The organism is Leptolyngbya cf. ectocarpi LEGE 11479 (assembly GCF_015207065.1).
Classification (GTDB): Bacteria; Cyanobacteriota; Cyanobacteriia; order Phormidesmidales; family Phormidesmidaceae; genus Leptothoe; species Leptothoe ectocarpi.
Genome location: NZ_JADEXP010000072.1, coordinates 1 through 21,135, shown reverse-complemented (window position 1 = coordinate 21,135; position 21,135 = coordinate 1). Strand labels below are relative to the sequence as shown.

Here is a 21,135-nt window from a genome sequence, read left to right as displayed (position 1 = left end):
CCAATAGATCAGCGAGCCGTCGGTCATGGCGAGGGTGGGTACCGATGGCCGTTGTAAAAGGGATAGCTGTCGTGAGCCAGGCTTGGGCGGGCAATAGGTGTTCTGTGGAATTACGTGCTGACCGCCATTTATCGCCACACCTAATTCCCCTAGCACCACCGCCTCCGATACCGTGCGCCGATGTCCCATCCATTCTTCTGTGCGAATGCCCCACTGCCGTGAGGCGTAGAGATCTTCTGGGCGATAGATTACCTCCGGCTGGCTATCGAGCAAGGGGAATCGGCTCTGGCCGTAGTGCAGCACGACGCGACCGATGTTGAGCAGATAGCAGTAGGCAATTTCGTGGTGGCTGGGGTTAATTTGGGAGCCGTCGGTGGCGATGACGGTGTGGGCCTCTGGTGCTGGGTTGATCGAGACTCGGGTATCTAGGGGCTCAACAGGTTCGGCGGCGGCAAAGCCGAGGTTGTTGGTTTGGAGCTGGTCTACTAGATGGGTTTGGTGCTGGTGGGCCTGATGGAGGAGTTGGGTTGCGATCGCAATCCTCACCTTTGCCGCTTCAGCCTCTTTGGCCAGGTGATTGCTAATCCCCTGCATCTGCTGCGCAATTTTTGATAGATCCAGCATGGCCCCAGCGACCCCCTAATTATTCAGGCAGCCTCGAACTTTTGTACTACCGAGTCTAACGATAGCAGATCAATTCGATCATCTTCCTGAGCCGCCTGACGTTCGGGCGCTAAGTTATAGCCCCAGTCCGCCAGAAATAGCTCCACATGGCCTAAATCAGACTGCTTCTTCACCCCCTGAAGCGCTTTGATTCGATCTTCAATAAACCAAATGGACGGAGGAGATTTCTCGTCAGTAATGTGAGTTTTTGTGAGTAAACGTAGGGTCTCGTACTTTGGTCGTTTAACCTCCTTACCCAAAATCTTGTCTGGGGGCATGGCCACACCACTTTGCTTAAGCAACTGTTGGATAAAGCGACCTTCCTTGGTGCTGACAATGTAGGTGGGGCGTTTTTCTAGGGAGTTTTGCAAAACCGATAGCATGTTGGGATAAAACCGATGCTGCGCCAGCCAGTTATCTAGGTCAGTGGCAATCCAACGATCGCGCTCACCATCGAGATTTTTTGCCGCCTCGGATTTTTCCAGGTTTGCCTCTTCTAAAAACGGCAGCGCTATTTCAGGCCAGCCTGCTACGATTTCCGCATCGGTTTTACCGACAATCAGAGCCCGTAGCAGCATGGGCATTTCCCACCCTGTCTCAATCACAGGCCGCAGCGGATAGAACTTCTCGGCTAACCCGGCAGGCGCTTCTAGACTCTCTGGTTTGAACAATTTGCAATAGGCCCGCCAGGCAGTCTGAAAATATTCGATTAGCCCATCACAAATGACCCCATCGAAGTCAAAAGCCAGTACATCTGGTTGCATTGTCGAGTTTTCCTAGCGAACGGTCACGTTGCAACGATACCGGAGGAGCGGTCTGGGAAAAATGTCTGTTGGCTACAATGGTGATGATTATGAGCGTTTTTCAACCATGGTCCAGACCGTCTCAGCCCCATATTTCACCCTAGAGCAGTATCTGGCCCACACAGCCGATACCGATATCCGCTGCGAACTTGTCAATGGAACTCTAGTAGAAATGCCGCCCGAATCTGATGAGAACCTGAGCATTGCTAGACGTCTGTTATTAGAGCTGATTAGATACTTTCCCGCTGACCAGGTTACCTGGGGGACTGAAATCGAAGTCAGCGGACAGCGGGTCAGCTGCCGCATTCCTGATTTACTGGTTCATTCTGAAGGCTCAAAAGCAGCTATTTCTGGCATGAAGCGAGCCACGATTACTCACGATATGCCCCCACCGCTGCTAGTTGTAGAGGTTGTATCACCAGGACAGACGAACCGAGACCGAGACTATCGCTACAAGCACACCGAATACATGGCTCGATGTATCGCTGAGTATTGGATAATTGATCCCGAGCTACGTCAGGTAACCGTATGCCGCTGGGATAATGGCCTGTACGAAGACATGATATTTGCAGCAGACGAACCGCTCAAATCTTCTCTGGTGCCTGATTTTAGCCTGAGCCCTAGTCAGATTTTAGGCAGCTAATATGCCAACTATGAGTGCTGTCTCTTACAGATGAAGCAGATCCCCTAAGCAGCGACAAGATTGCCCAACCGTTGCAAAATACTGAGGGTGTTACTCAACTCGTGGCGGCGAGGAAACAGCGAAAATGTGCGCGATGTGTCATATCGTTGACCAACCAGCTTGAGAAATACAAATTCATCACCATTGGTGGCCATGCCATAAACCGGTTGCTCTGGCTGTTGCTCTGATTGAGGGCTAGCCAACATGTACGCCAAGAGCTGAGGGAATGCAGCAGGAACCGGAATACTGGTTCTTTTCGATTCCACCACCATGATCCACAGCCGCTCTTGAACAATTAGGGTGTCAATAAATCCTCGAATGGTTTCATCGGGATCGTCCAGCTCTAAGCTAATGCCGTAGGGGGACTTGAGCCGAAATGGCGGATCTAAAAAGCCTGCTAATTCCAGCAATGGCGATAGTACAACAGCGTTAATAGTGCCTTCTAAAAGCAAGCCTTCAGCTCGATGATAGTCATAGCGATTTTTAAGTCGTTCCACACCAAGCTCTTGAGCGCTTGTTAAATCAGGCAAATCCGTTAGCCATTCATCAAAAAAGGCGTCGCTTTCAGCTTGCTGCAGATTAAATTGAGTCTCCAGGTCGTTGAGAGTCTTAATCCGGTCAGTAACACCAAGAGCTGCAGTCATAACGCCGTTTGCTAAGCTGATACTCCAAGTTTAGCAAGGTTATGCAGAGGCCCTGGGAAAACCCCAAGGCCCCAGGGCGTAGAAGCACCTGATTCCAAACCCCACATCAATTTATATCAGCGGGTGCTGTGCAGTGTTATCAATTCATGAATGAGTCATCGGTGCGTCCCCTTAAATCAGCAACGGCACTTATGGAATCGAGGGTTAAAATAAGGAACGCTGGATAGGTAAGCCATATGGGCAGTGCAGTAGAGTTTATTGATGAATTTGACGTAATCGTCATTGGGGCGGGCCATGCCGGATGTGAGGCGGCCCTGGCTTCTGCACGGTTAGGTGCCCGGACGATGCTGCTCACCCTCAACCTAGACCGTATTGCCTGGCAGCCGTGTAACCCGGCTGTGGGGGGTCCGGCGAAGTCGCAGCTGACTCATGAGGTGGATGCCCTGGGTGGTGAGATTGGCAAAATGGCCGACCGCACCTATTTGCAAAAGCGGGTACTCAATAATTCGCGCGGTCCGGCAGTGTGGGCACTGCGGGCACAGACCGACAAGCGCGAATATGCCACCATCATGAAAACCATCGTGGAGAATCAGGAGAATCTGTTTCTGCGAGAGGGGATGGCAACAGATTTGATTTTGGGCGATAACGATGATGTGGTGGGGGTGCAAACCTACTTTGGTGTTGCGTTTCGCTGTAAGTCGGTGATTCTCACCACGGGGACATTTTTGGGTGGTGTGATTTGGGTGGGCGACAAGTCCATGGCCGCTGGTCGAGCTGGTGAGTTTGCCGCTGTGGGGCTAACCGAGACGCTCAACAACTTGGGGTTTGAAACTGGACGATTGAAGACCGGCACCCCCGCCCGTGTGGATCGTCGTACGATCAATTTTGATGTGTTGGAGAAGCAGCCTAGCGATCCAGACGTGCGTTGGTTTAGCTTTGACCCAGAGGTGTGGGTGGAGCGGGAGCCGATGGATTGTCACCTGACGCGCACTACAGCTGAGACCCATCGCATTATCCAAGAGAATCTCCACATGTCGCCGATCTACGGTGGCTGGGTGGATTCGAAGGGGCCGCGCTACTGTCCCAGTATCGAAGATAAGATTGTTCGCTTTGCTGATAAAGAGAGTCACCAGATCTTTTTAGAGCCAGAGGGCCGGACGATTCCTGAGATTTATGTGCAGGGATTTTCCACGGGGCTACCGGAGACTATCCAGCGGACGATGCTGCGCAGTCTGCCGGGGTTAGAAAACTGCGCCATGCTGCGTCCGGCCTATGCGGTGGAGTATGACTATTTGCCTGCCACACAGTGTTTCCCGACGCTAATGACGAAGAAGCTGGAGGGACTGTTCTGCGCTGGGCAAATTAATGGCACCACCGGGTATGAAGAGGCAGCGGCCCAGGGCTTCGTTGCCGGGGTTAATTCGGTACGCTTTGCCCGTGGAGAGGAGATGATTATCTTTCCCCGTGAGGGTAGCTACATCGGTACGCTGATTGACGATCTGTGTACGAAGGATTTGCGTGAGCCCTACCGGATGCTGACGTCGCGGTCGGAATATCGGCTGATTCTGCGCTCAGACAATGCGGATCAGCGGCTGACGCCCTTGGGTCGAGAAATTGGTCTGATCGATGACCGTCGCTGGGAGCTGTATACTCGCAAGCAGGCGAATATTGTGGCTGAGAAGGAACGGCTGCACAGTACTCGGGTGAAGGCCCATGAGCCGGTGGGTCAGCAGATTGTGGCGGATACGGGGCAGAGGATCAAGGATGCGATCACACTCGCCGATCTGCTCCGTCGCCCCAAATTCCACTACGCCCAACTAGAGCACTACAGCCTCGGCAACCCAGATCTGACAAGGGCCGAAAAAGAAGGTGCCGAAATCGACATTAAATACTCTGGCTATATTCAGCGACAGCAAAATCAAATTAACCAGGTTGCAAAGCAACAAAACCGTAAGCTACCCCAAACCCTCGACTACATGACCATTGATACGCTCTCAATGGAAGCTCGAGAAAAGCTAACGTCGGTTAAACCCTTGACCGTTGGCCAAGCCACGCGCATTGGTGGCGTCAACCCAGCGGATATTAATGCGCTACTGGTGCATCTAGAAATCAAGGAACGCCAAAAAGAAGCCCTAGCCAAAACATAGGGCAACCCGTATTTCCATAAAAAAAGCGCTAGCCTCAGGGAAGCTAGCGCCAACTGTTGCATACCTAACAACTTTCTAGGAAGGGGATAGCCCCCACAAAATTAAGCAGCTGTAGAATCTACAGTTACCGTAGTAGCCGCATCTTCAGTGACAACGGTATGAACCTCAGTCTCCTGCTCGATAAACGCCACGGGCTCTGTTGCTACCGTTTCTGCAGTATCCGTCTGGCCCAACAGCGTGGCCTTAATCGCATCTACAATGGCCTGCAGCTTGAGTTTGAACCGGGCAATGATGTCTTGCTCATCGGTGCCAGTTTCCTCAGCCGCCTGCTTAGCATTTACATAGGCTTCCTGACCCTTTTCCTTAACTACTTGAACGGCATTTCCGGCTAGATCTTTAGCAAGGGGGCGAACGGTGGTGGCACCATCCTTAACTTCAGCGACGGCCTCAGAGAAAGCAGACTTGAGAATCTCAGTAACCTTCTTAGTACGAAGACTACCTTCTTCTTTAATGGACTGAAAATTTTCGTTGACCGCTGTGGTATTGGTGTAAGTCATGATTCTGTGCCTTATTTAATGGATTGAACAAAAGATGTAAGCAATAAACCTGCTAGAAGACTGGATTAGCTTACGGATACCGCCTGTACATCAACCACCTGCTCGGTTGCAGTGGCGGTATCAGCGGCTGTATTGGCCTCTTCAGCTTTCTTTTTCTTAGAGGCGTTCACCTGTTCGAACAGGAGTTGGGACACTTCAGTGACTAGCAGTGTGGCGATGATGCCATCATCAAGCCAGCCAATAATCGGAAAAACATCCGGCGAAATATCGAGGGGACTAACAAGATAGAGGAGGCTACCAAAAACAACGAGCCAACGATACTTAGAATTACGAATCGCGTTGCGGTACCAGTTGCGTAGGCCTTCGATAATGGATTGCTGTGCAGATGTCTTCATGGGTGGTGTCTCTCTTGTCCGACAAATTCATAATCGCAAACTGAGAGATTCTCCGCAGGTGGTGAGATCCCCCATGAGATGGGGTAAAATTACACCGACACTACCGTATACGGTTCTCCTCTTGATATGGCTAAACATACTGTTCCTGAAGCATTTCGAACGTTTGCGATGTTACTCTCTTTGTCTACTTTTATACTGCTTGTGCCAGTGGTAAAAGTGTCTCCAGTATTGTTTTTTGGATCTATACCCATGGCGGATGCCGCGCCCCAGAACTATTCTCGACGTGCTGAGATCAAAGGTGACGCTGAACTGATGGAAGCCTATCGCAATGGGGTATCTGACCTGATTGTGACAGGGGCTGGTCGGGTGGAACGGCTGCTGTCAGATGATTTGGAAGGCTCCCGACATCAGCGGTTTATTTTGCGATTAGAGTCGGGTCAGTCGTTGCTGGTGAGTCACAATATTGATGTAGCCCCTCGGATAAATGCGCTGCGAGAAGGGGACACCGTCCGATTTCGCGGCGAGTATGAATGGAATCAGCAGGGCGGTATTTTGCACTGGACCCACGATGATCCAAAAGATTGGCACGCCGATGGCTGGCTGGAGCATAACGGCGTGAGATACGAATGATCGCTACAGTCCTACGAATAGCAATGCCAAAAAATCATTAGAATGCCCTTGCACCTCACGTAACGTCAGGTTCTAGGATAGGTGCATCAACCGCAGTCTAGGAGTCGGTATCATCGTGACCGATCTTGTGAGAATTGGCGATTTGGCCAAGGGGACAGGGCTCTCAATTCGAACATTGCATTACTATGACGAAATTGGGCTGTTGTCGCCGTCCCATCGGAATCATGCTGGACATCGATTTTATGGTGACCAGGATATTGTTCAGCTGCAGCAGATTTTGTCGCTGCGACAGCTGGGGTTTTCTTTGGATGAAATCCGTGAGTGTTTGCAAAGTCCTGAGTATTCGTTGCCCCAGGTGATTGAGCTGCATCGGATTCGGGTTCGAGAGCAGATGGCGCTGTCGCGGACGTTGCTGAAACGATTGGATGCGATCTCACAGGAACTCAAAACCACCGACGCCGTTGCGGTTGAAAACCTCATCGAAACAATGGAGACTATTTCTATGTCTGGACAATACTTCACAACGGAACAACAGGCCGTGCTTGAAACACGGTTTGATGAACATGAAACGGAATGGCAGGACTTGCTCTCTCAAATCCGCACCGAAATGGATAGGGGCACCGATTTTAATAGCCCTGACGTGCGTATCTTGGCAAGACGCTGGTTGGCGGGCATGAAATCCTTTATCCAAGGCGATCACAATATTTATACATCGCTCACACGCATGGTACAGCAAGAAGACCCCGTCAGCTGGGGTCGAATGGATGCTGCCACCTTTGAGTACATGCTGAAGGCTGTGTCGATTCTAACGCTAGGCGAGATGTCAGAGTCGCTCATTCCCCGAGATAAAATCTTTAGCCCTGCAACCCAGCATATTCTTCAGCTAGGAGAGAATGCCATTCGTCAGATCAATTTTGATATTCTGGGTACAGAAGGGATGCTTTTAGGATTTCTTGCAGACGACACAAATGTTGCCGCACAAGTTTTAAAAACGTCAGGGGTCACCTTTACAGAAGTTCAACCGCTGGTAACAAAGTGGCTGGGAGTGCGTCCTGAGCTTCCAGAAGGTTGGTACCCGTCGACGATGCCTTTTGCACCCAGGGCAAAGCGGGTGATTGAGCTGGCATTAGATGAAGCCAAAGAAATGGGACAGCCTTACATTGAACCAGAACACTTGCTGCTCGGTATTCTTGATGAAGCTAAAGAAAGTGGAGGGTTGGCTACCTATATTCTCAAAGAAGAGCTGGGTCTTGATCTATCACAGCTTGAACAGCAGCTTAGGCTAACAACGTCATAACACTCTATTGCTATCTGCTTGACGAAATCCTAGGCCCCATTCTAAAGTTACCAAATGCTGTTCTTTTAGTGCAGCTGTTCCACTAGAACCTAATACTTGGCACCATCGGCAGGTGTGGCGACACCTAACCGATGGCTACCCACGGATTTACTAGCAATCCAAGGGATTGGGATATTATGCCCTACCCCCTGCGATTTGCACTACATCGTGGGGGGCTAAGGCTTAGGTTCTGGCTTTCCTTGTCCTGCATCGGAGACCCAGAACCATGTTTCAAGACCCAACTCAGGGCGCGAATGCGCCCACGAATCAACCTGCTTCACTACCAGAGTACGACTACGAACACGGTCGGCATATGGTGTTTGGCACCCTCGGCTATGTACAGATCACCATCAAGCAGCTGCATCAGCTCAACTATGCTGAGCCCAACGACTGGAGCCGTCCGCTACCCACCGGACAGCCCAATGAAGTCATGGCGATTTTGACCCGAAAGGTGCGAATCGACTAGGCATGTGCGATCGCACTTTCTGAAGAGGGTGCGATCTCTAAAATTACCCCCTAGAAGCGCCTTGTTATACTAATGACTGGCTAGCCATCTACTATCGAGGCCCGATGTCCCATCCTCTGCAAGTTTTAGTCACCGGTGCAACCGGACGAACCGGCTCGTTAGTTTTTCAAAAGCTTCAATCATCGGCTGACAGATTCTCTGTGCGAGGGTTTGCCCGTTCTCCTCAAAAAGCGGCTGACCTGTTTGGTGCAACCGAGAATTTCTTTTTTGGCAATATTCTCAAACCCGATGATTTAGCCCCTGCCCTTGAGGGCTGTGATGCCTTGGTGATCCTGACCAGTGCTGTTCCGCAGATGCAGCCTCCAGCACAGCCGGGACAGCGCCCAGAGTTTACATTTGCCCCTGGAGAGATGCCTGAGCAGATTGACTATCGAGGGCAGATGAATCAAATTGACGCAGCTAAGCGGGCAGGCGTACAACAGATTGTGGTGGTGGGTTCCATGGGCGGCACCGATGAGAACCATTTTCTCAATACCATGGGCAATGGCAATATTTTGATTTGGAAGCGTAAAGCAGAACAATATTTGATCGCCTCCGGTGTGGATTACACCATTATTCGTGCGGGTGGGTTGCTAGACCAGCCCGGTGGCAAGCGAGAACTGGTGGTGAGCAAACATGATGCCCTGCTGGCCAATGCACCAGAAGGCGTCACGACGACAATTCCTCGGGCCGATGTAGCTGAAGTCGTGGTTCAAGCATTGTTAGAACCGGCGGCTCGCAACAAAGCGTTTGATGTGGTTTCCAAGCCAGAGGCAACCAATCAAGCTACCGTAAACAATGACTTCAAGGCCCTATTTTCCGAAACTCAGCCCGGTTTATAAATCATCACACCCTTAAAATAGCCATATTGCAGGTGAGAGTATGCCGAACCCACGGGTGGCAAATAGTTACTGGAGGCACGGTCGAGCGCTCGTCATGGCGCATCGGGCGAATATTAACATCAGATATGCGCTCCATAGCATCCATCGGAAATATCAGAGACCTGGACCGATCATACCTGGCTTTATCTAATCGCTGAGAAGGACAAACATGCCCAATATTGTTTTTTCTGTGGCATTCGCAATTGAGAAACCAATCACCTGGTGGTCAAGCTCAGCAATCCAGGCGCAACAGTCGGTTTCTAGCATGTTGCTAACCGACTCTGGCGTGATGCCTAGCTTGGCAATCTCCTCACGGGATTGATGATTTTCGACAACGCTGGTTCTAATCTCAAAGAGTCTGTCGATGTCGTGCTGTTGAGCAATGCGGATCTTCATGGTGTCCTTAGCGGAATTGGACAGCGCAATTTTATTCTAAAACTGCGCAATTTCTTACAAGAACTATTTTGAGGATTCCTGGATAGTAGTAACTATCGACCTCAAAGAGATTTGTTCAAGCTTAAACAATAGGAGATCAATCATGAAGCGCGTTATTGATGCAGTATTACTAGCCACAGCAACGACTTTACTGGTAAATGCGACGGCAGCAGACGCTGCTCAGGTTAAGGAAGTTACATTCGAGAGTCAGGGTGAAACGCTAGTCGGCAATTTGTATTTACCTGATGACTATGTGGCAGGCCAAGAGCTACCGGGTGTGGTGGTAACGGGGTCCTGGACATCGGTAAAAGAGCAGATGTCGGGTCTTTATGCGGAAAATCTGGCTGACCGGGGCTTTGCTGCACTGGCGTTTGACTTTCGTAATTTTGGTGAGAGCGGCGGCGATGTGCGTGCTCTGGAAAGTCCAACTTTAAAGATTGAGGATATTCAGGCGGCTGCCACATTTTTACCGACGCTGCCTGAGGTGGCTGACAATCAGGTGGGGGGCTTAGCGGTCTGTGCCTCAGCGGGGTATATGGCCCATGCGATCGCAAACGGTGCACCGCTCCAATCCTTTGTCACCGTTGCCGCCTGGTTCCATGACGAGGCCACTGCCCGAGAAATTTATACGCCCGAACGCTACGACCAGCTACTATCTGCCAGTCGCGCTGCCGAAGCCGATTACGATACTGCCGGCACCGTTCACTATACGATAGCCGCCACCAATAACGAAGACATCGATCTAGCCGCCATGCGCTGGGCCGACCCCAGCTTTTACTACACCAACCCTGAGCGGGGCGCGATTCCAGAATATGACAACCGCTTTCCGGTGATGGCTTGGGAAGAATGGCTCACCTTTGATGCCCTTGCTGCCGCTGATGGCATTAACGTTCCCTATCTGATGGTACACGGGGACCAAATGGCCCTGCCAGAAAACGCCCAGGCTTTTTACGACACAGTCTCTGCTCCCAAGACGCTGGCCTGGGTAGACGGTGTGCAAATGGACTATTACGACCAGCCAGAGTTGGTCAACAATGCGGTTGATCAGGTTGTTGAGCATTTTCAACAAACCTTGTGAGTCCAGCTAATTCACACAACTAATTCGTTCGCTTTATAAATCAGGAGACTACACAATGGCCCCCTTCAACAGACGCCAGCTACTGACCAGTGGACTTGCCGCTGCTGGTTTTACCGCCACCGTCGCCAGTACTACCCAAGCTCAAACCGCCAGTGAAGCCCCTGAGCCAGTAGCCGCAGATCCCTCTGGACAGTTTGCCGGTAAAGTGATTTTGATTACGGGTGCCACATCCGGCATCGGTAAGACAACGGCCAAAGCCTTTGCCCGAGAGGGAGCCCGTGTTTGCTTCTGTGGCCGACGAGAGCAGCTGGGGCAACAGGTGGAAGCTGAAATTCGGTCTGCAGGTGGAGAAGCCACCTACATCAAATCCGATGTGCGTCAGGCCTCTGAGGTAAAAGCCTTTGTGGATGGCTGCCTGGCCACCTATGGCCGACTCGATATTGCGTTTAACAATGCGGGCGTCGACTATCCGCCTGCACCCATCGCCGATACCGACATAGACGCGTTTGATGATTTGATGAATACCAACGCCAGGGGAGTCTTCTTAGGCATGAAGTATGAGATTCCTCACCTACTTAAAACAGGCGGCACCATCATTAACAACGCCAGCATTGGTGGCCATCGCGCCTTTCCTAATATTGTTGGCTATGGTGCCAGTAAAGCAGCTGTGATTCATATGACTAAAATGGCCGCTCAAGAATACGGTAAGACCATTCGGATCAATGTGCTTGCCCCTGGTGGCGTGGACACCCCCATGTGGGAGCGGGTTCAACGGGACTGGAACGTCGCCGAAGCCGATCTGGTGGCTCCCTATCCGATGCAGCGCGTGGCCCAGTCAGCCGAAATTGCCGCTGCCGTGATGTGGCTAGCGTCGCCCGCAGCTTCCTATGTCTCCGGTATGCGCTTTGATATTGATGGTGGTGGCCTGGGTTAAGCTCCGCGCCACTTAAATAAACGTGGCTTAAGCTCAAAGCGGCAACGCTAGCTATACTCCCTACCGCCCCCGTTTGAACCTGTGATTTTGGTAGTATCGAATTCTGTTAAGTATTAAGCTGAAACCACCACAGGACATCAATCATTATGGGAAATACAGCATTAGTCACGGGTGCTTCTAGCGGTATTGGAGCCGAGTTTGCACGATTACACGCGAAAAAAGGCGGCGACCTGGTGTTGGTGGCTCGGCGTGAGGCAGCATTAAATACCTTGAAGACAGAGCTTGAGGAAAAATACAGCATCAGGGCCACTGTCATCACCGCTGATTTAGCTCAACCAGATGCGGCTGCCAACCTCTTTTCAGTAACAGAAGCTGCAGGCATCCAGGTCGATATTTTAATTAATAACGCTGGGTTTGGCGGTCACGGCAAATTTCATGAACGCGATCTAGCAAAAGATCAAGCGATGATGCAGGTCAATATGGCCTCTCTAGTCAGCCTCACCCACATGTATCTGCAGGGTATGGTCAGTCGCAATTCTGGCAAGATTTTACATGTGGCCTCGACCGCCGGATTTTTGCCCGGACCGCTACAGGCTGTGTATTACGCGACCAAAGCCTTTGTGGTTTCGTTTTCCCAGGCAATCGCCCAAGAGCTTTCGGATACCAATGTTACGTCAACCGTGTTATGTCCCGGCGCGGTAGCTACGGGGTTTGTAGCCGCAAGCGATCTTGCAGGGAGCAATCTCTGGGATAATGCCGCATCGCCTGAGTCTGTTGCTCAATGTGGCTATGAGGCCATGATGAAGGGTGAATTAGTGAAATTCAATGAGGCGCAGCTGAGCTTTATGCTGAATTGGGTTATGCCATTTTTGCCCCGAAAAACAGTGCTAAAAATATCGCAAAATTCCATGGAGAAAGATAATTAATGGGGAGCAAACGCTATATTGGTTATGTCTTTCACTAGCTGTACTGATTTATGTCCATAGGTTAAGGGGGATTGCAATTTAACCATTAGACAAAAAGGCTTTCTATTCTCAAACTGATTCCTCAACAAAGTATTATAGTTTCGAACTAAGTAGTAAATAGCTCCTTGGTTTGCTCTCGATGTTTGTCCTGAGATCAAAATCACAGGATGAGAGTCAGGAGTTGGATAGAAACGCGCTAAAACAGCGTATTCGTCTTTGTATTGTTCATACCTGAACTTTTCTTCTTTTGTGCTGATGGCAAGGCTGTCAGTATCACTTGGGGAATAAGGATGAAACCGCACCCCCCTCAGAAAGTTTTCTACGTGCACTTTAGTTCTTTCATTGGAAGCTGGACTGCCTATACAAAATTCTGTTGTTTCTCCGGCTGGTGTTAGTATTTTGTCAAAAGGTGCAATGCTCAGATTTCCACCTATGCCATCTATAAGTCTAATAATTTCAACCAGTGTTTCTATATCTCCGTGGGACATTGTATCTTTACTGCGAGGATTATGATTCATCACAATAAGGCACAGCTCTTTAGGTCTAATCCCAAAGAATGCGGCTTTTTTATTGAGAATCTGAGACTCTCGAATTTTTCTCCATAGCCAAACAGCCAGCGCTGTTATGATGCTGGTTACAATACCTACCACAAAATTTTCAATGACTGATGGGGGCATAGGTAGTTCCTGCTCATGTTGTAGATAACGGTATACCATCCAACCGGTTGAGGGTGACCAGCGATAGACTTAGCACCAAGACAATAACCAATGGCGAAACCCCAGAGCCCAGCGGAATCAAACATAGCGAGACTAGGGCCAAGAGCGATCGCAACCCGATCACTCCCTTAGGTAGCGAGCTAGGCGACGCCCACTGTAGTAAGGTTGCCCCCAGTAAAAAGAGGGCAATGCCACCACAGAGGACCGTACGCGCCTCGGTGGTAAACCCATGGTCATCAGCTATCGCCTCGATAGCAAACTGAATGCCCACGCCCGTAGCAACAATACCCATGAACGCTAGCACATGGCTATAGCCATAGATGTAAGAGCGCAGCAGGGCTCGTTTGCCGCCCCGAAGCGCTTGGTCAATCGCCGACTCATCGGCGCGTTCAAAATACATCCACCATAGACTGACTGCTGTTAAGAACCCGCCCATGCCGGTTAAAACGCTGCGCCACTGCCAGTCAGTTTGCGAGACTCCGGTAGCCACTGCGATAATGGCTTCCCCCAGAACAATAATCACGAACAAGCCAAAACGCTCATCCATATGAGACTTTTGGGTGGGGACATTGCGAATCGTGAGATAGGTGATCGGACCGTTGCTGATTTCAATCAGTAGAGCAACAGCCCACAGCCAAAATCGAGCCGGTTCTGGTACACCGATGGAAAGCAACCACAGTAAAAAGGCGACTGAAAAGCTGATGATATAGCGAGCCGTCAGCTCTCGCGACTGGGGAACAAATCGCCAGGCCTGTATATACAACAGGATAATGATTAAGCGCAGCGCGGTATAGCTGGCGGCAAATTCTGCCGAGCCCCCATGTAAGGCATTGTGAATTGTCAGGGCCATCACCACTATCCCAAACATGACACCGAGCATCACCAATCGGTAGGGACCCCGATCAATATTAAACTGGTCGGCATAGTAGCTAAAGTCAATCCACAGCCACCAGACGGGAATAAACAAGCCTACAAAGCCCGCAATGCCTGCCCAGCTTAAATCGCTGTGGAGTAGATGGGCCAGCTGTGCGATCGCAAATACAAATACAAGATCAAAGAACAACTCTAACCAAGTGGCATGACGAGTAGACTCGCGCTCTTGGCCAAAATGTAGCTGTAACGGGTGAAATCGTTGATTGGCCATGCGTACTTTTTAGAACAGGCTTCCTGCTAAAAATACACTTTATCCGTCAGCCTGGAACCAATGATTTTGCTAGGTACTTGGGTGCCTCTGTATATCCTTGGCGAGTATAAAAGCGGTGAGCATCGACACGTCTAGAATGACAGTGAACCTCGATGCGATCGCACCCATGAGCCAGAGCCAATTCAGTCGCTCGGGCTTCCAGCGCAGTACCAATACCAGCTCCTCTGACCGACTCATCCACACAGAAATAACTAATCCGGCAAAAGTCCCCTGCTAAGGCCAGCTGCGGAATAAAATGAAGCGACAAAACACCGATGACGTTGGCATCGATAGTAGCGACTAGCAGTGTTTCATCTGGATGGGCGAGCAGTTGGGTAATCCGGTCATGAATAAACGGCTGTGTCTCAGCATAGCCAAGCGACGTGAGCAGCTGAGAGATAATTTCAGCATCAGATTCGTGAGCCGTTCTAATTGTGATCATGGAATTTTTCTGACATCGGGATGTGTCAAATACGTCTCAAACCGTACGATTTGCACGACTTTAAATCAATTAAGCTTCGCAACGAGGGCATAGGCAATCAGTGTGTTTTCTCCTAGCGTAGGGATAAAACAATTAGCAGACTATGTTCACCAAGTCCTACTATCTACTGCGCTCTACCCATGATGGCCAATATCTAGCCGCAAAACCACGCAATACAGAACAGTCTAAGGGCTTCCTGATGCTGTTTAACGCCGACTATGAAGCCCTTAGCTATGTCAATCAGCATGCCGCTGAAGTTGCTAACCGTTTTGCCGTCGAACCCATCGGTGGTCAGCAGCTCAAGCAAATGATAGACCGCTGGGGCTATGAGGGCATAGGCATCGTCAACGATCCGCTAGTACCCGATGTGGAATTTTTAAGAAAACAGTGATGCCCTATCAAGGCTTTATTGAACCCAATGCTGAGCGTCTAGACGACTTTATCAGGGCGGTTGTCACTGTTCTTGCTAGGGAGCAAGCGCGATTGGCTCTGTGGCTAATTGAGGAGTTCACCTTTAATCATCGCCTTGCTGCCACCACAATTATAGGAACAGCATCGCCTTTTCCGAGTAGCGGCAGTAAGCTGGCAGGGGTTGGCTACCTGATGCCCATACAATCAGACACGGTTGCAGCATTAGTGGCTGTGCTTATCTGCGAAGATCAGCTTGATTGCTACATCATGCATTTGGAAATTGAAGTGGCGGGCAATATTGCGATCGCAGCCTACGATACCTTCAGCTGTGTCTTTTTCAACGCCCCCATCACGCTAGCTTTCTTAGAAGACCTTAGGCAACAGGCCATCATCGACAACTATGGCCTATGTGAACCGTCAGGATGAATGACCCCATGGCTCTCATGGGGTAGAGCCATGGGTTTAATACACCCGTTTTTATTATCATCATTTTTGCCAAAGACCCAGGAACCTTTAACGGCTAAGACTCCACTCTCTCTGCTAATTCCATCCAACGCTCCGTGGCCGTCTCAATTTCCGTCTCCAAGTCGGCCAGTCGTTGGGATAGAGCCTGCATTTCGCTATAGTCGCTAGGAGGATCGGTGTAGAGCTGTTTTCCTAAGGTCTCTTTTTCGTCTTCTAGTTCAGGAATTTTCTCTTCTAAGGAGGCATACTCACGCTTTTCTTTATACGAGAGCTTTTTGGGCCTATCCGAATCTTTAGGTTTTAGAGTTTGTGTTTTTTCAGGCTTAGGGGCCGTGTCTTGCTTAAACTTCTCGGCCTGTTCGGCTTTTTCTTTATGGTCTAAATAGACTGAATAATTGCCAGGATACTGTTTGAGATTACCTAACCCTTCAAATGAGAAAACTGTTTCAACGGTACGATCTAGAAAATAACGGTCGTGGGAAACAACGATTACACAGCCGTTAAAGCTTTCTAGATAGTCTTCTAGAATTCCCAGTGTTTGCACATCTAAATCATTGGTGGGCTCGTCCAGGATCAGCACGTTAGGGGCCTGCATCAGTACCCGTAACAAAAACAGCCGCCGCCGTTCGCCGCCGGAGAGCTTATGGATCGGCGCATACTGCTGATCGGGGGGAAATAAAAACCGTTCCAGCATTTTAGATGCCGTAATCACGGTGCCATCGGCGGTGGTTACTAGCTCGGCTACGTCCTTGAGGTAGTCGATTACCCGCTGCTCTTCGTTAAGGTTTACGTCCTCAGAATACTGGTCAAAGTAACCGATATGGATGGTGGAGCCAATTTCAACGGTGCCGGCGTCGGGCTGCTCCCGTCCGGTGATGATGTTCATCAGGGTGGATTTACCCACTCCGTTGGGACCAATGATGCCAATGCGGTCTTCTGGGGTAAAAAGATAGGAGAAATCTTTGATCAACGTGCGGCCATCGTAGCCTTTAGTCACGTTCTCTAGTTCAACCACCTTTTTGCCGATGCGACGACCGGCGGTGGCAATGTCCACCTTGCCCTGGACCTGCTTAAACTCAGCGTTTTGCATATCGCGGATGCGGTCAATGCGGGCCTTTTGCTTGGTGCTACGGGCCTGGGCACCCCGTTGTAACCATTTCAGTTCGCGGCGTAGTACACCGGCATGCTTTTTCTGGCTGCTGACGGCAGCGTCTTCTTGGGCGGCTTTTTTTTCTAGATAGTAGCTGTAGTTGCCTGCGTAGGGCAGCAGGTCCCCCCGGTCGATTTCTAGAATGCGATTGGTGACCCGGTCTAGAAAGTAGCGGTCGTGGGTGATCAAAAACAAAGCGCCGCGATAGCGACCGAGATAGTCCTGGAGCCATTCCACCGATAGGGCATCGAGGTGGTTGGTGGGCTCGTCCATGAGGATTAGGTCGGGTTCGGCCAGCAGGGCGGTTGCGATCGCAACCCGTTTTCGATAGCCCCCCGACAGCGTGCCTACCTTGACATTAAAGTCCTCAATGCCCAGCTTAGTCAGCACCACCTTCGCCTGGGTTTCTAGCTCCCACGCATTGGCCTGGTCGATCTGCTGCGACACCCGCGATAGCATCGCCATCAGCTGGTCCGTATCGCCTGTCGCCTGGGCTAGCTTGGCAGAAATCAGCTCATACTCCCGTACCAGTGCCATGCTATCGCCGCTGTCAGCAAATACCTGCTCCAATACCGTCAGCTCTTCATCTAGATCCGGCTGCTGGGGTAGATAAACGATCTTACTGCTAGCATTTTTCCAAACTTCGCCACTGTCAATAGGCTCTAGACCTGCAATCATCTTTAGCAGCGTCGATTTACCCGAACCGTTGGTCCCAATCAGTCCTACCCGATCCCCGTCCTCAATACTAAAGCTGGCATCCCGCAGAATTTCCTTAATGCCAAAATCCTTACTTATGTCCCGTAGAGCCAGCAGCGTCATTAGTTAATGCCAAACAACCGTAGCTAGTGTAGCGTGGCCAGCTAACCCATGACTCCGGATTCATTGCAGTAATCCACGTTTATTAGAACAGAGAAGCAAGCCAAATAGGTAGATATACAATAATCATTATGAGCAACCTATTTCAGAAAGGTAAGAGTCTGGCAATAAAGCCTGGTTATCAATTTTTTTAGATATAAATACTGTAGATATTGATGTATAAATCAGTGATCCGAATCATTTTTGCCAAAAGCTTACTTCTTCTACTGTGTGGTTGTACGGATCTGAGTCCCCCTCCTGCGCCGGTAGAAACAACAAGCACGATCAAAATTGGTGGCTCTGCAGAGACCTATCAAGTGCTCAAGATTTTAACCGCAGCCTACCAGGACCAAACGATTGATGTTGAGTTTGATTTTTTTCCCCCTAGCCAAACCAGTGGGGGCATTCAAGGCATCAAAAGCAACGTCATCGATATTGGGGGCGTTAGCCGCATTCCCACCCTCCAGGAAACCGGTAACCAGATTACCTATTTTCCTTTAGCCTAGACCCCGCTAGTCGTCGTTGCCCATAGTAGCGTCACGGGAATTAGCAACATTACCAGTGACCAGATCAAAGCTATCTACAGCGGTCAAATTGACAATTGGCAAACGCTCGGTGGCCCCGATGAAGATATCGTTCTGTTTGACTTTGCCGAAGATGAAAATGAGAAACGAGTGCTCCGGCAAACCTATCTGGGCAAAGAGTTAGCCATTGCATCGACGGCTATTGTCTTTGCTGAAGATGATGAGCTGCTAGAAACCGCAGCCATTACAGAATTTAGTCTTGCCACTGTTCCCTATGAAGATGCCCTGAAGACACTGCCCCTGACAATGCTTAGTATTGATGGAGTATCCCCCTCTAATCAAAATTTGCGCTCAGGTAAATATGCCATGGCTCTATCGCTAGGAATTGTTCTGAATAAAGAACCCTCCACCGCAGCTCAGTCATTTTTGGAGTTTGCCACTGGCCCGGTTGGTAAACAAATTTTGACTGATAACAACTATATTTACTAACAAAAATTATTCCCTAATGCTCTTGTATATTAGGGACTTATATGGGCTTAACATTATGGGCTTAAACTTTTATAAGCAGCTCCTATTTCAGTACCGTAATGCTGCACTACCGCTCAAAATTAGCATCCCTTTTATCATGATGTTTCTGGGATTTTGGGTAACCAGTACGGCAGTCGTGGGAATCTTTGTTTCAAACAAGCTAGAACAGAACCAGCAGGAACAGTCCAGGGAACTAGCGGCTTTAGTAGAGCGAGAAATCGATCAAGAGCTAAATGCGCTGAGGCGAGTAGCTCGTTTATTGTCCATTGAAATACCAATTGTTCAAGGGGCGCTGGCGCAAGATCAGAACCGACTACGGCAGGCTATCTTACCCCTTGTTGGCATTTTAGATACCAATGTAATTAACATTATAAATAATAACCAACAGTCGCTATTCACTGTTCAAAATGCGGTCCTAAACAATGTGGAACTTCAGGGGCCAGAAATTTATAACCTAGTGCTCACGGGCTCAGACATTGCCACCATTGTGGGCACTAGTGACTCTGGACCACCTGTTTTGATTGGCACTGCCCCGATCAAAAGTGGGCAGGGCATTGTTGGCGGTATTTTGCTAGGGACGGCTCTAGATAATGACCTGTTAACCCAGATCAACCGAGCGATTAAAGAACAAATTATTGTGCTTTCAGAGGGGGTGATTATTGCCTCTACATTTCCAGCGGAAACGAGTCCTCTGGAAACTCTCGAGCTGTCTGGCCCCAATAAGCTGATCGCCATTGGTGACGAAGAGTTTTTAGCACAGCCAGTTTACTTGAAGGGGTTAGGCGATCAGCAGTTTGAACTCGTACTGTTAATTTCCCAGCGCTCCCTATTGCGAACTCAACGGGCTATCTGGGTATTTGTGGCTCTGGTAGCGTCTTTGGGCTCGGTTATCACAACTACTCTGGGATACTGGATTGCTAGAATCGTGGTCAAGCCGATTCAAGATATTACTCTCGTCGCTCAGCGAGTAGCGGGAGAAAGTCGCTTTGACTTGAGGGCAACGACCAATACCCAAGATGAAATTAATATCCTGGCCCTATCCTTAAATCAGCTGATTGAATGGGTGGGACAATACACCTATGATCTAGAAGAAGCCACCCTCAACCTAGAAACTAGGGTCGAGGAACGGACCCAGGAACTGTCTGATGCGCTCAAAAAGCTCAAAGATACTCAGGCTCAGCTAATTCAGACTGAAAAGATGTCCAGTCTTGGCCAAATGATCGCTGGCATCGCCCATGAAATCAACAATCCCATTGGATTTATTCAGGGCAACATCGAGCCTTTAAATGAATATTTTCAAGACTTGTTAGAGTTAATTGAAACCTATCAAACTGAATATCCGCAGCCCACGAGCATCGTTTCTCAAAAGCAAAGAGAGATCGATCTTGATTTTTTAATCAAAGACTTAAACAAGCTCTTAGGCTCTATGAATGTGGGCACAGAGCGCGTCCATGAGATTGTTAAATCGCTCCGTAATTTTTCTCGTTTGGATGAGGCCACCGTCAAAGATGTCAATATCCATGATGGCTTGAACAGTACTTTGTTGATTTTGAATCATCGCATCAAACACCAGGTGACTGTGGTTAAAGACTATGGCGATCTCCCGTTGGTACGCTGCTTCCCAGCTCAGCTCAATCAGGTATTTACCAACATCATTGCCAATGCCTTGGATGCAATGTTAGATAGTAAGCCCGATGGCGCTAACGTGTCAGAGCGTAAGCATTTGACCATCGTTACCCGTGCCATCAGCAAAAAACAAATTCAAATTGTTATTTGCGATAGCGGCCCCGGTATTCCGCCCGAAGTGCGCACTAAGATTTTTGACCCGTTTTTCACTACTAAACCGGTGGGTAAGGGCACGGGCTTAGGTCTGGGCATCTGTTTTAAAATTATTCAACAACACCAGGGCAATATTGAAGTGAGTTCCAAGATGGGTCAGGGGACTGAGTTTATCATTACGCTACCCACCGATGTGTTACCCGCTGATCCGGTCATTGATTTTGCCGCCTTTGTCAGTGAAGGTTAGTAGGGCAAGTCTTCAGAGGATGTTTTAAAAGGTAGAGGGGTGTATCAAATCATGCCAGTCTCCTGAGCATCAAGCGAGTCATGGCAATATAAATCATGGCCTCAGATGATTCGGGTAAGCGTTCATAATCCTTACTCAGGC

General features: G+C 49.6%; 23 protein-coding genes and 2 pseudogenes. 14 read left to right on the top strand and 11 right to left on the bottom strand.

Annotated elements, in window-relative coordinates; translation table 11 throughout:
• Both IQ260_RS10280 and IQ260_RS10275 read right to left on the bottom strand, forming a co-directional pair.
• Positions 1-624: DNA double-strand break repair nuclease NurA (locus IQ260_RS10280; protein WP_193993015.1), on the bottom strand; the 624-nt coding region annotated here is incomplete at its 3' end.
• A gap of 23 nt (positions 625-647) precedes the next feature.
• Complete coding sequence (locus tag IQ260_RS10275; RefSeq protein WP_193993014.1) at positions 648-1,427, bottom strand: HAD family hydrolase; 780 nt, start codon at positions 1,425-1,427, stop codon at positions 648-650.
• A 61-nt stretch (positions 1,428-1,488) separates the two neighbouring features.
• On the opposite strand from IQ260_RS10275, the gene IQ260_RS10270 reads away from it, so the two are divergent.
• Positions 1,489-2,109, top strand: a complete 621-nt coding sequence (locus IQ260_RS10270) for a Uma2 family endonuclease (RefSeq protein WP_228015819.1) — start codon at positions 1,489-1,491, stop codon at positions 2,107-2,109.
• 44 nt (positions 2,110-2,153) lie between these two features.
• On the opposite strand, the gene IQ260_RS10265 is transcribed toward IQ260_RS10270, so the two are convergent.
• The gene (locus IQ260_RS10265) at positions 2,154-2,792 is read right to left on the bottom strand and encodes a type I restriction endonuclease subunit R (RefSeq protein WP_193993013.1); all 639 of its coding nucleotides are present in this window, start codon (positions 2,790-2,792) and stop codon (positions 2,154-2,156) included.
• 236 nt (positions 2,793-3,028) lie between these two features.
• On the opposite strand from IQ260_RS10265, the gene mnmG reads away from it, so the two are divergent.
• On the top strand, positions 3,029-4,939 hold the full coding sequence (gene mnmG, locus IQ260_RS10260; protein WP_193993012.1) for a tRNA uridine-5-carboxymethylaminomethyl(34) synthesis enzyme MnmG: 1,911 nt from the start codon (positions 3,029-3,031) through the stop codon (positions 4,937-4,939).
• A gap of 101 nt (positions 4,940-5,040) precedes the next feature.
• On the opposite strand, the gene IQ260_RS10255 is transcribed toward mnmG, so the two are convergent.
• The gene (locus IQ260_RS10255) at positions 5,041-5,496 is read right to left on the bottom strand and encodes a hypothetical protein (RefSeq protein WP_193993011.1); all 456 of its coding nucleotides are present in this window, start codon (positions 5,494-5,496) and stop codon (positions 5,041-5,043) included.
• Between the two features lie 65 nt (positions 5,497-5,561).
• On the bottom strand, positions 5,562-5,891 hold the full coding sequence (locus IQ260_RS10250; RefSeq protein ID WP_193993010.1) for a YkvA family protein: 330 nt from the start codon (positions 5,889-5,891) through the stop codon (positions 5,562-5,564).
• A gap of 249 nt (positions 5,892-6,140) precedes the next feature.
• On the opposite strand from IQ260_RS10250, the gene IQ260_RS10245 reads away from it, so the two are divergent.
• The 4 genes from IQ260_RS10245 to IQ260_RS10230 all read left to right on the top strand — a co-directional run bounded on the left by IQ260_RS10245 (position 6,141) and on the right by IQ260_RS10230 (position 9,204).
• On the top strand, positions 6,141-6,521 hold the full coding sequence (locus IQ260_RS10245) for a DUF3465 domain-containing protein (RefSeq protein WP_193993009.1): 381 nt from the start codon (positions 6,141-6,143) through the stop codon (positions 6,519-6,521).
• Between the two features lie 115 nt (positions 6,522-6,636).
• Complete coding sequence (locus tag IQ260_RS10240) at positions 6,637-7,818, top strand: MerR family transcriptional regulator (RefSeq protein WP_193993008.1); 1,182 nt, start codon at positions 6,637-6,639, stop codon at positions 7,816-7,818.
• 265 nt (positions 7,819-8,083) lie between these two features.
• Complete coding sequence (locus IQ260_RS10235) at positions 8,084-8,323, top strand: hypothetical protein (protein ID WP_193993007.1); 240 nt, start codon at positions 8,084-8,086, stop codon at positions 8,321-8,323.
• Positions 8,324-8,427: 104 nt separating this feature from the next.
• Entirely contained in the window at positions 8,428-9,204 is a 777-nt protein-coding gene (locus IQ260_RS10230; protein WP_193993006.1) for an SDR family oxidoreductase, read from the top strand.
• A 186-nt stretch (positions 9,205-9,390) separates the two neighbouring features.
• Here IQ260_RS10230 and IQ260_RS10225 read toward each other — a convergent pair whose 3' ends face one another.
• Entirely contained in the window at positions 9,391-9,639 is a 249-nt protein-coding gene (locus IQ260_RS10225; RefSeq protein WP_228015818.1) for a GNAT family N-acetyltransferase, read from the bottom strand.
• Positions 9,640-9,781: 142 nt separating this feature from the next.
• On the opposite strand from IQ260_RS10225, the gene IQ260_RS10220 reads away from it, so the two are divergent.
• The 3 genes from IQ260_RS10220 to IQ260_RS10210 all read left to right on the top strand — a co-directional run bounded on the left by IQ260_RS10220 (position 9,782) and on the right by IQ260_RS10210 (position 12,616).
• Positions 9,782-10,756 (top strand): alpha/beta hydrolase, encoded by a 975-nt coding sequence (locus IQ260_RS10220; protein WP_193993005.1) that lies wholly within the window; start codon positions 9,782-9,784, stop codon positions 10,754-10,756.
• Positions 10,757-10,811: 55 nt separating this feature from the next.
• Positions 10,812-11,690, top strand: coding sequence for an SDR family NAD(P)-dependent oxidoreductase (locus tag IQ260_RS10215; RefSeq protein ID WP_193993004.1), 879 nt, complete (start codon positions 10,812-10,814; stop codon positions 11,688-11,690).
• A 146-nt stretch (positions 11,691-11,836) separates the two neighbouring features.
• Positions 11,837-12,616: an SDR family NAD(P)-dependent oxidoreductase gene (locus tag IQ260_RS10210; RefSeq protein ID WP_193993003.1), complete on the top strand. Its 780-nt coding sequence runs from the start codon at positions 11,837-11,839 to the stop codon at positions 12,614-12,616.
• On the opposite strand, the gene IQ260_RS10205 is transcribed toward IQ260_RS10210, so the two are convergent.
• Genes IQ260_RS10205 through IQ260_RS10195 form a run of 3 tightly spaced genes read right to left on the bottom strand, consistent with a single transcriptional unit; the run spans position 12,613 to position 14,996 of the window.
• A complete protein-coding gene (locus IQ260_RS10205) occupies positions 12,613-13,332 on the bottom strand; it encodes a hypothetical protein (RefSeq protein WP_193993002.1) in 720 nt (239 codons plus the stop codon). The two genes, IQ260_RS10210 and IQ260_RS10205, sit on opposite strands and share 4 nt — an antisense overlap.
• A 13-nt stretch (positions 13,333-13,345) precedes the next feature.
• Positions 13,346-14,515: a low temperature requirement protein A gene (locus IQ260_RS10200; RefSeq protein ID WP_193993001.1), complete on the bottom strand. Its 1,170-nt coding sequence runs from the start codon at positions 14,513-14,515 to the stop codon at positions 13,346-13,348.
• Between the two features lie 46 nt (positions 14,516-14,561).
• The gene (locus IQ260_RS10195; RefSeq protein WP_193993000.1) at positions 14,562-14,996 is read right to left on the bottom strand and encodes a GNAT family N-acetyltransferase; all 435 of its coding nucleotides are present in this window, start codon (positions 14,994-14,996) and stop codon (positions 14,562-14,564) included.
• 142 nt (positions 14,997-15,138) lie between these two features.
• Between IQ260_RS10195 and IQ260_RS10190 the strand changes: the two genes are divergently transcribed.
• Positions 15,139-15,426, top strand: a complete 288-nt coding sequence (locus IQ260_RS10190; RefSeq protein WP_193992999.1) for a hypothetical protein — start codon at positions 15,139-15,141, stop codon at positions 15,424-15,426.
• Positions 15,426-15,872 carry a hypothetical protein gene (locus IQ260_RS10185; RefSeq protein WP_193992998.1) on the top strand — a complete coding sequence of 149 codons (447 nt, stop codon included), beginning with the start codon at positions 15,426-15,428 and terminating at the stop codon, positions 15,870-15,872. Before IQ260_RS10190 ends, IQ260_RS10185 begins: the two co-directional genes overlap by 1 nt.
• A gap of 94 nt (positions 15,873-15,966) precedes the next feature.
• Here IQ260_RS10185 and IQ260_RS10180 read toward each other — a convergent pair whose 3' ends face one another.
• Positions 15,967-17,880: an ABC-F family ATP-binding cassette domain-containing protein gene (locus IQ260_RS10180; RefSeq protein WP_193992997.1), complete on the bottom strand. Its 1,914-nt coding sequence runs from the start codon at positions 17,878-17,880 to the stop codon at positions 15,967-15,969.
• 224 nt (positions 17,881-18,104) lie between these two features.
• Here IQ260_RS10180 and IQ260_RS10175 point away from each other — a divergent pair, with 224 nt between their 5' ends.
• The 3 genes and pseudogenes from IQ260_RS10175 to IQ260_RS10165 all read left to right on the top strand — a co-directional run bounded on the left by IQ260_RS10175 (position 18,105) and on the right by IQ260_RS10165 (position 20,994).
• Positions 18,105-18,422 (top strand): hypothetical protein, encoded by a 318-nt coding sequence (locus IQ260_RS10175; RefSeq protein ID WP_228015817.1) that lies wholly within the window; start codon positions 18,105-18,107, stop codon positions 18,420-18,422.
• An 18-nt stretch (positions 18,423-18,440) separates the two neighbouring features.
• Positions 18,441-18,929: pseudogene (locus IQ260_RS10170) on the top strand (substrate-binding domain-containing protein); the annotation flags it as partial.
• Positions 18,930-18,984: 55 nt separating this feature from the next.
• The gene (locus IQ260_RS10165; RefSeq protein ID WP_193992995.1) at positions 18,985-20,994 is read left to right on the top strand and encodes a sensor histidine kinase; all 2,010 of its coding nucleotides are present in this window, start codon (positions 18,985-18,987) and stop codon (positions 20,992-20,994) included.
• 49 nt (positions 20,995-21,043) lie between these two features.
• Here the strand turns inward: IQ260_RS10165 and IQ260_RS10160 are convergent.
• Positions 21,044-21,135, bottom strand: a pseudogene (locus tag IQ260_RS10160) (IS5/IS1182 family transposase); the annotation flags it as partial.

What these genes read in the sequence shown, in the direction of transcription:
- IQ260_RS10220 (WP_193993005.1), top strand. Translation starts at nt 9,782, where the DNA reads ATGAAGCGCGTTATTGATGCAGTATTACTAGCCACAGCAACGACTTTA.
- IQ260_RS10210 (WP_193993003.1), top strand. Translation starts at nt 11,837, where the DNA reads ATGGGAAATACAGCATTAGTCACGGGTGCTTCTAGCGGTATTGGAGCC.
- IQ260_RS10200 (WP_193993001.1), bottom strand. Translation starts at nt 14,515, where the DNA reads ATGGCCAATCAACGATTTCACCCGTTACAGCTACATTTTGGCCAAGAG.
- IQ260_RS10180 (WP_193992997.1), bottom strand. Translation starts at nt 17,880, where the DNA reads ATGACGCTGCTGGCTCTACGGGACATAAGTAAGGATTTTGGCATTAAG.
- IQ260_RS10185 (WP_193992998.1), top strand. Translation starts at nt 15,426, where the DNA reads ATGCCCTATCAAGGCTTTATTGAACCCAATGCTGAGCGTCTAGACGAC.
- IQ260_RS10195 (WP_193993000.1), bottom strand. Translation starts at nt 14,996, where the DNA reads ATGATCACAATTAGAACGGCTCACGAATCTGATGCTGAAATTATCTCT.
- IQ260_RS10230 (WP_193993006.1), top strand. Translation starts at nt 8,428, where the DNA reads ATGTCCCATCCTCTGCAAGTTTTAGTCACCGGTGCAACCGGACGAACC.
- IQ260_RS10255 (WP_193993011.1), bottom strand. Translation starts at nt 5,496, where the DNA reads ATGACTTACACCAATACCACAGCGGTCAACGAAAATTTTCAGTCCATT.
- IQ260_RS10235 (WP_193993007.1), top strand. Translation starts at nt 8,084, where the DNA reads ATGTTTCAAGACCCAACTCAGGGCGCGAATGCGCCCACGAATCAACCT.
- IQ260_RS10165 (WP_193992995.1), top strand. Translation starts at nt 18,985, where the DNA reads ATGGGCTTAAACTTTTATAAGCAGCTCCTATTTCAGTACCGTAATGCT.
- IQ260_RS10250 (WP_193993010.1), bottom strand. Translation starts at nt 5,891, where the DNA reads ATGAAGACATCTGCACAGCAATCCATTATCGAAGGCCTACGCAACTGG.
- IQ260_RS10265 (WP_193993013.1), bottom strand. Translation starts at nt 2,792, where the DNA reads ATGACTGCAGCTCTTGGTGTTACTGACCGGATTAAGACTCTCAACGAC.
- mnmG (WP_193993012.1), top strand. Translation starts at nt 3,029, where the DNA reads ATGGGCAGTGCAGTAGAGTTTATTGATGAATTTGACGTAATCGTCATT.
- IQ260_RS10205 (WP_193993002.1), bottom strand. Translation starts at nt 13,332, where the DNA reads ATGCCCCCATCAGTCATTGAAAATTTTGTGGTAGGTATTGTAACCAGC.
- IQ260_RS10225 (WP_228015818.1), bottom strand. Translation starts at nt 9,639, where the DNA reads ATGAAGATCCGCATTGCTCAACAGCACGACATCGACAGACTCTTTGAG.
- IQ260_RS10275 (WP_193993014.1), bottom strand. Translation starts at nt 1,427, where the DNA reads ATGCAACCAGATGTACTGGCTTTTGACTTCGATGGGGTCATTTGTGAT.
- IQ260_RS10215 (WP_193993004.1), top strand. Translation starts at nt 10,812, where the DNA reads ATGGCCCCCTTCAACAGACGCCAGCTACTGACCAGTGGACTTGCCGCT.
- IQ260_RS10190 (WP_193992999.1), top strand. Translation starts at nt 15,139, where the DNA reads ATGTTCACCAAGTCCTACTATCTACTGCGCTCTACCCATGATGGCCAA.
- IQ260_RS10270 (WP_228015819.1), top strand. Translation starts at nt 1,489, where the DNA reads ATGTCTGTTGGCTACAATGGTGATGATTATGAGCGTTTTTCAACCATG.
- IQ260_RS10245 (WP_193993009.1), top strand. Translation starts at nt 6,141, where the DNA reads ATGGCGGATGCCGCGCCCCAGAACTATTCTCGACGTGCTGAGATCAAA.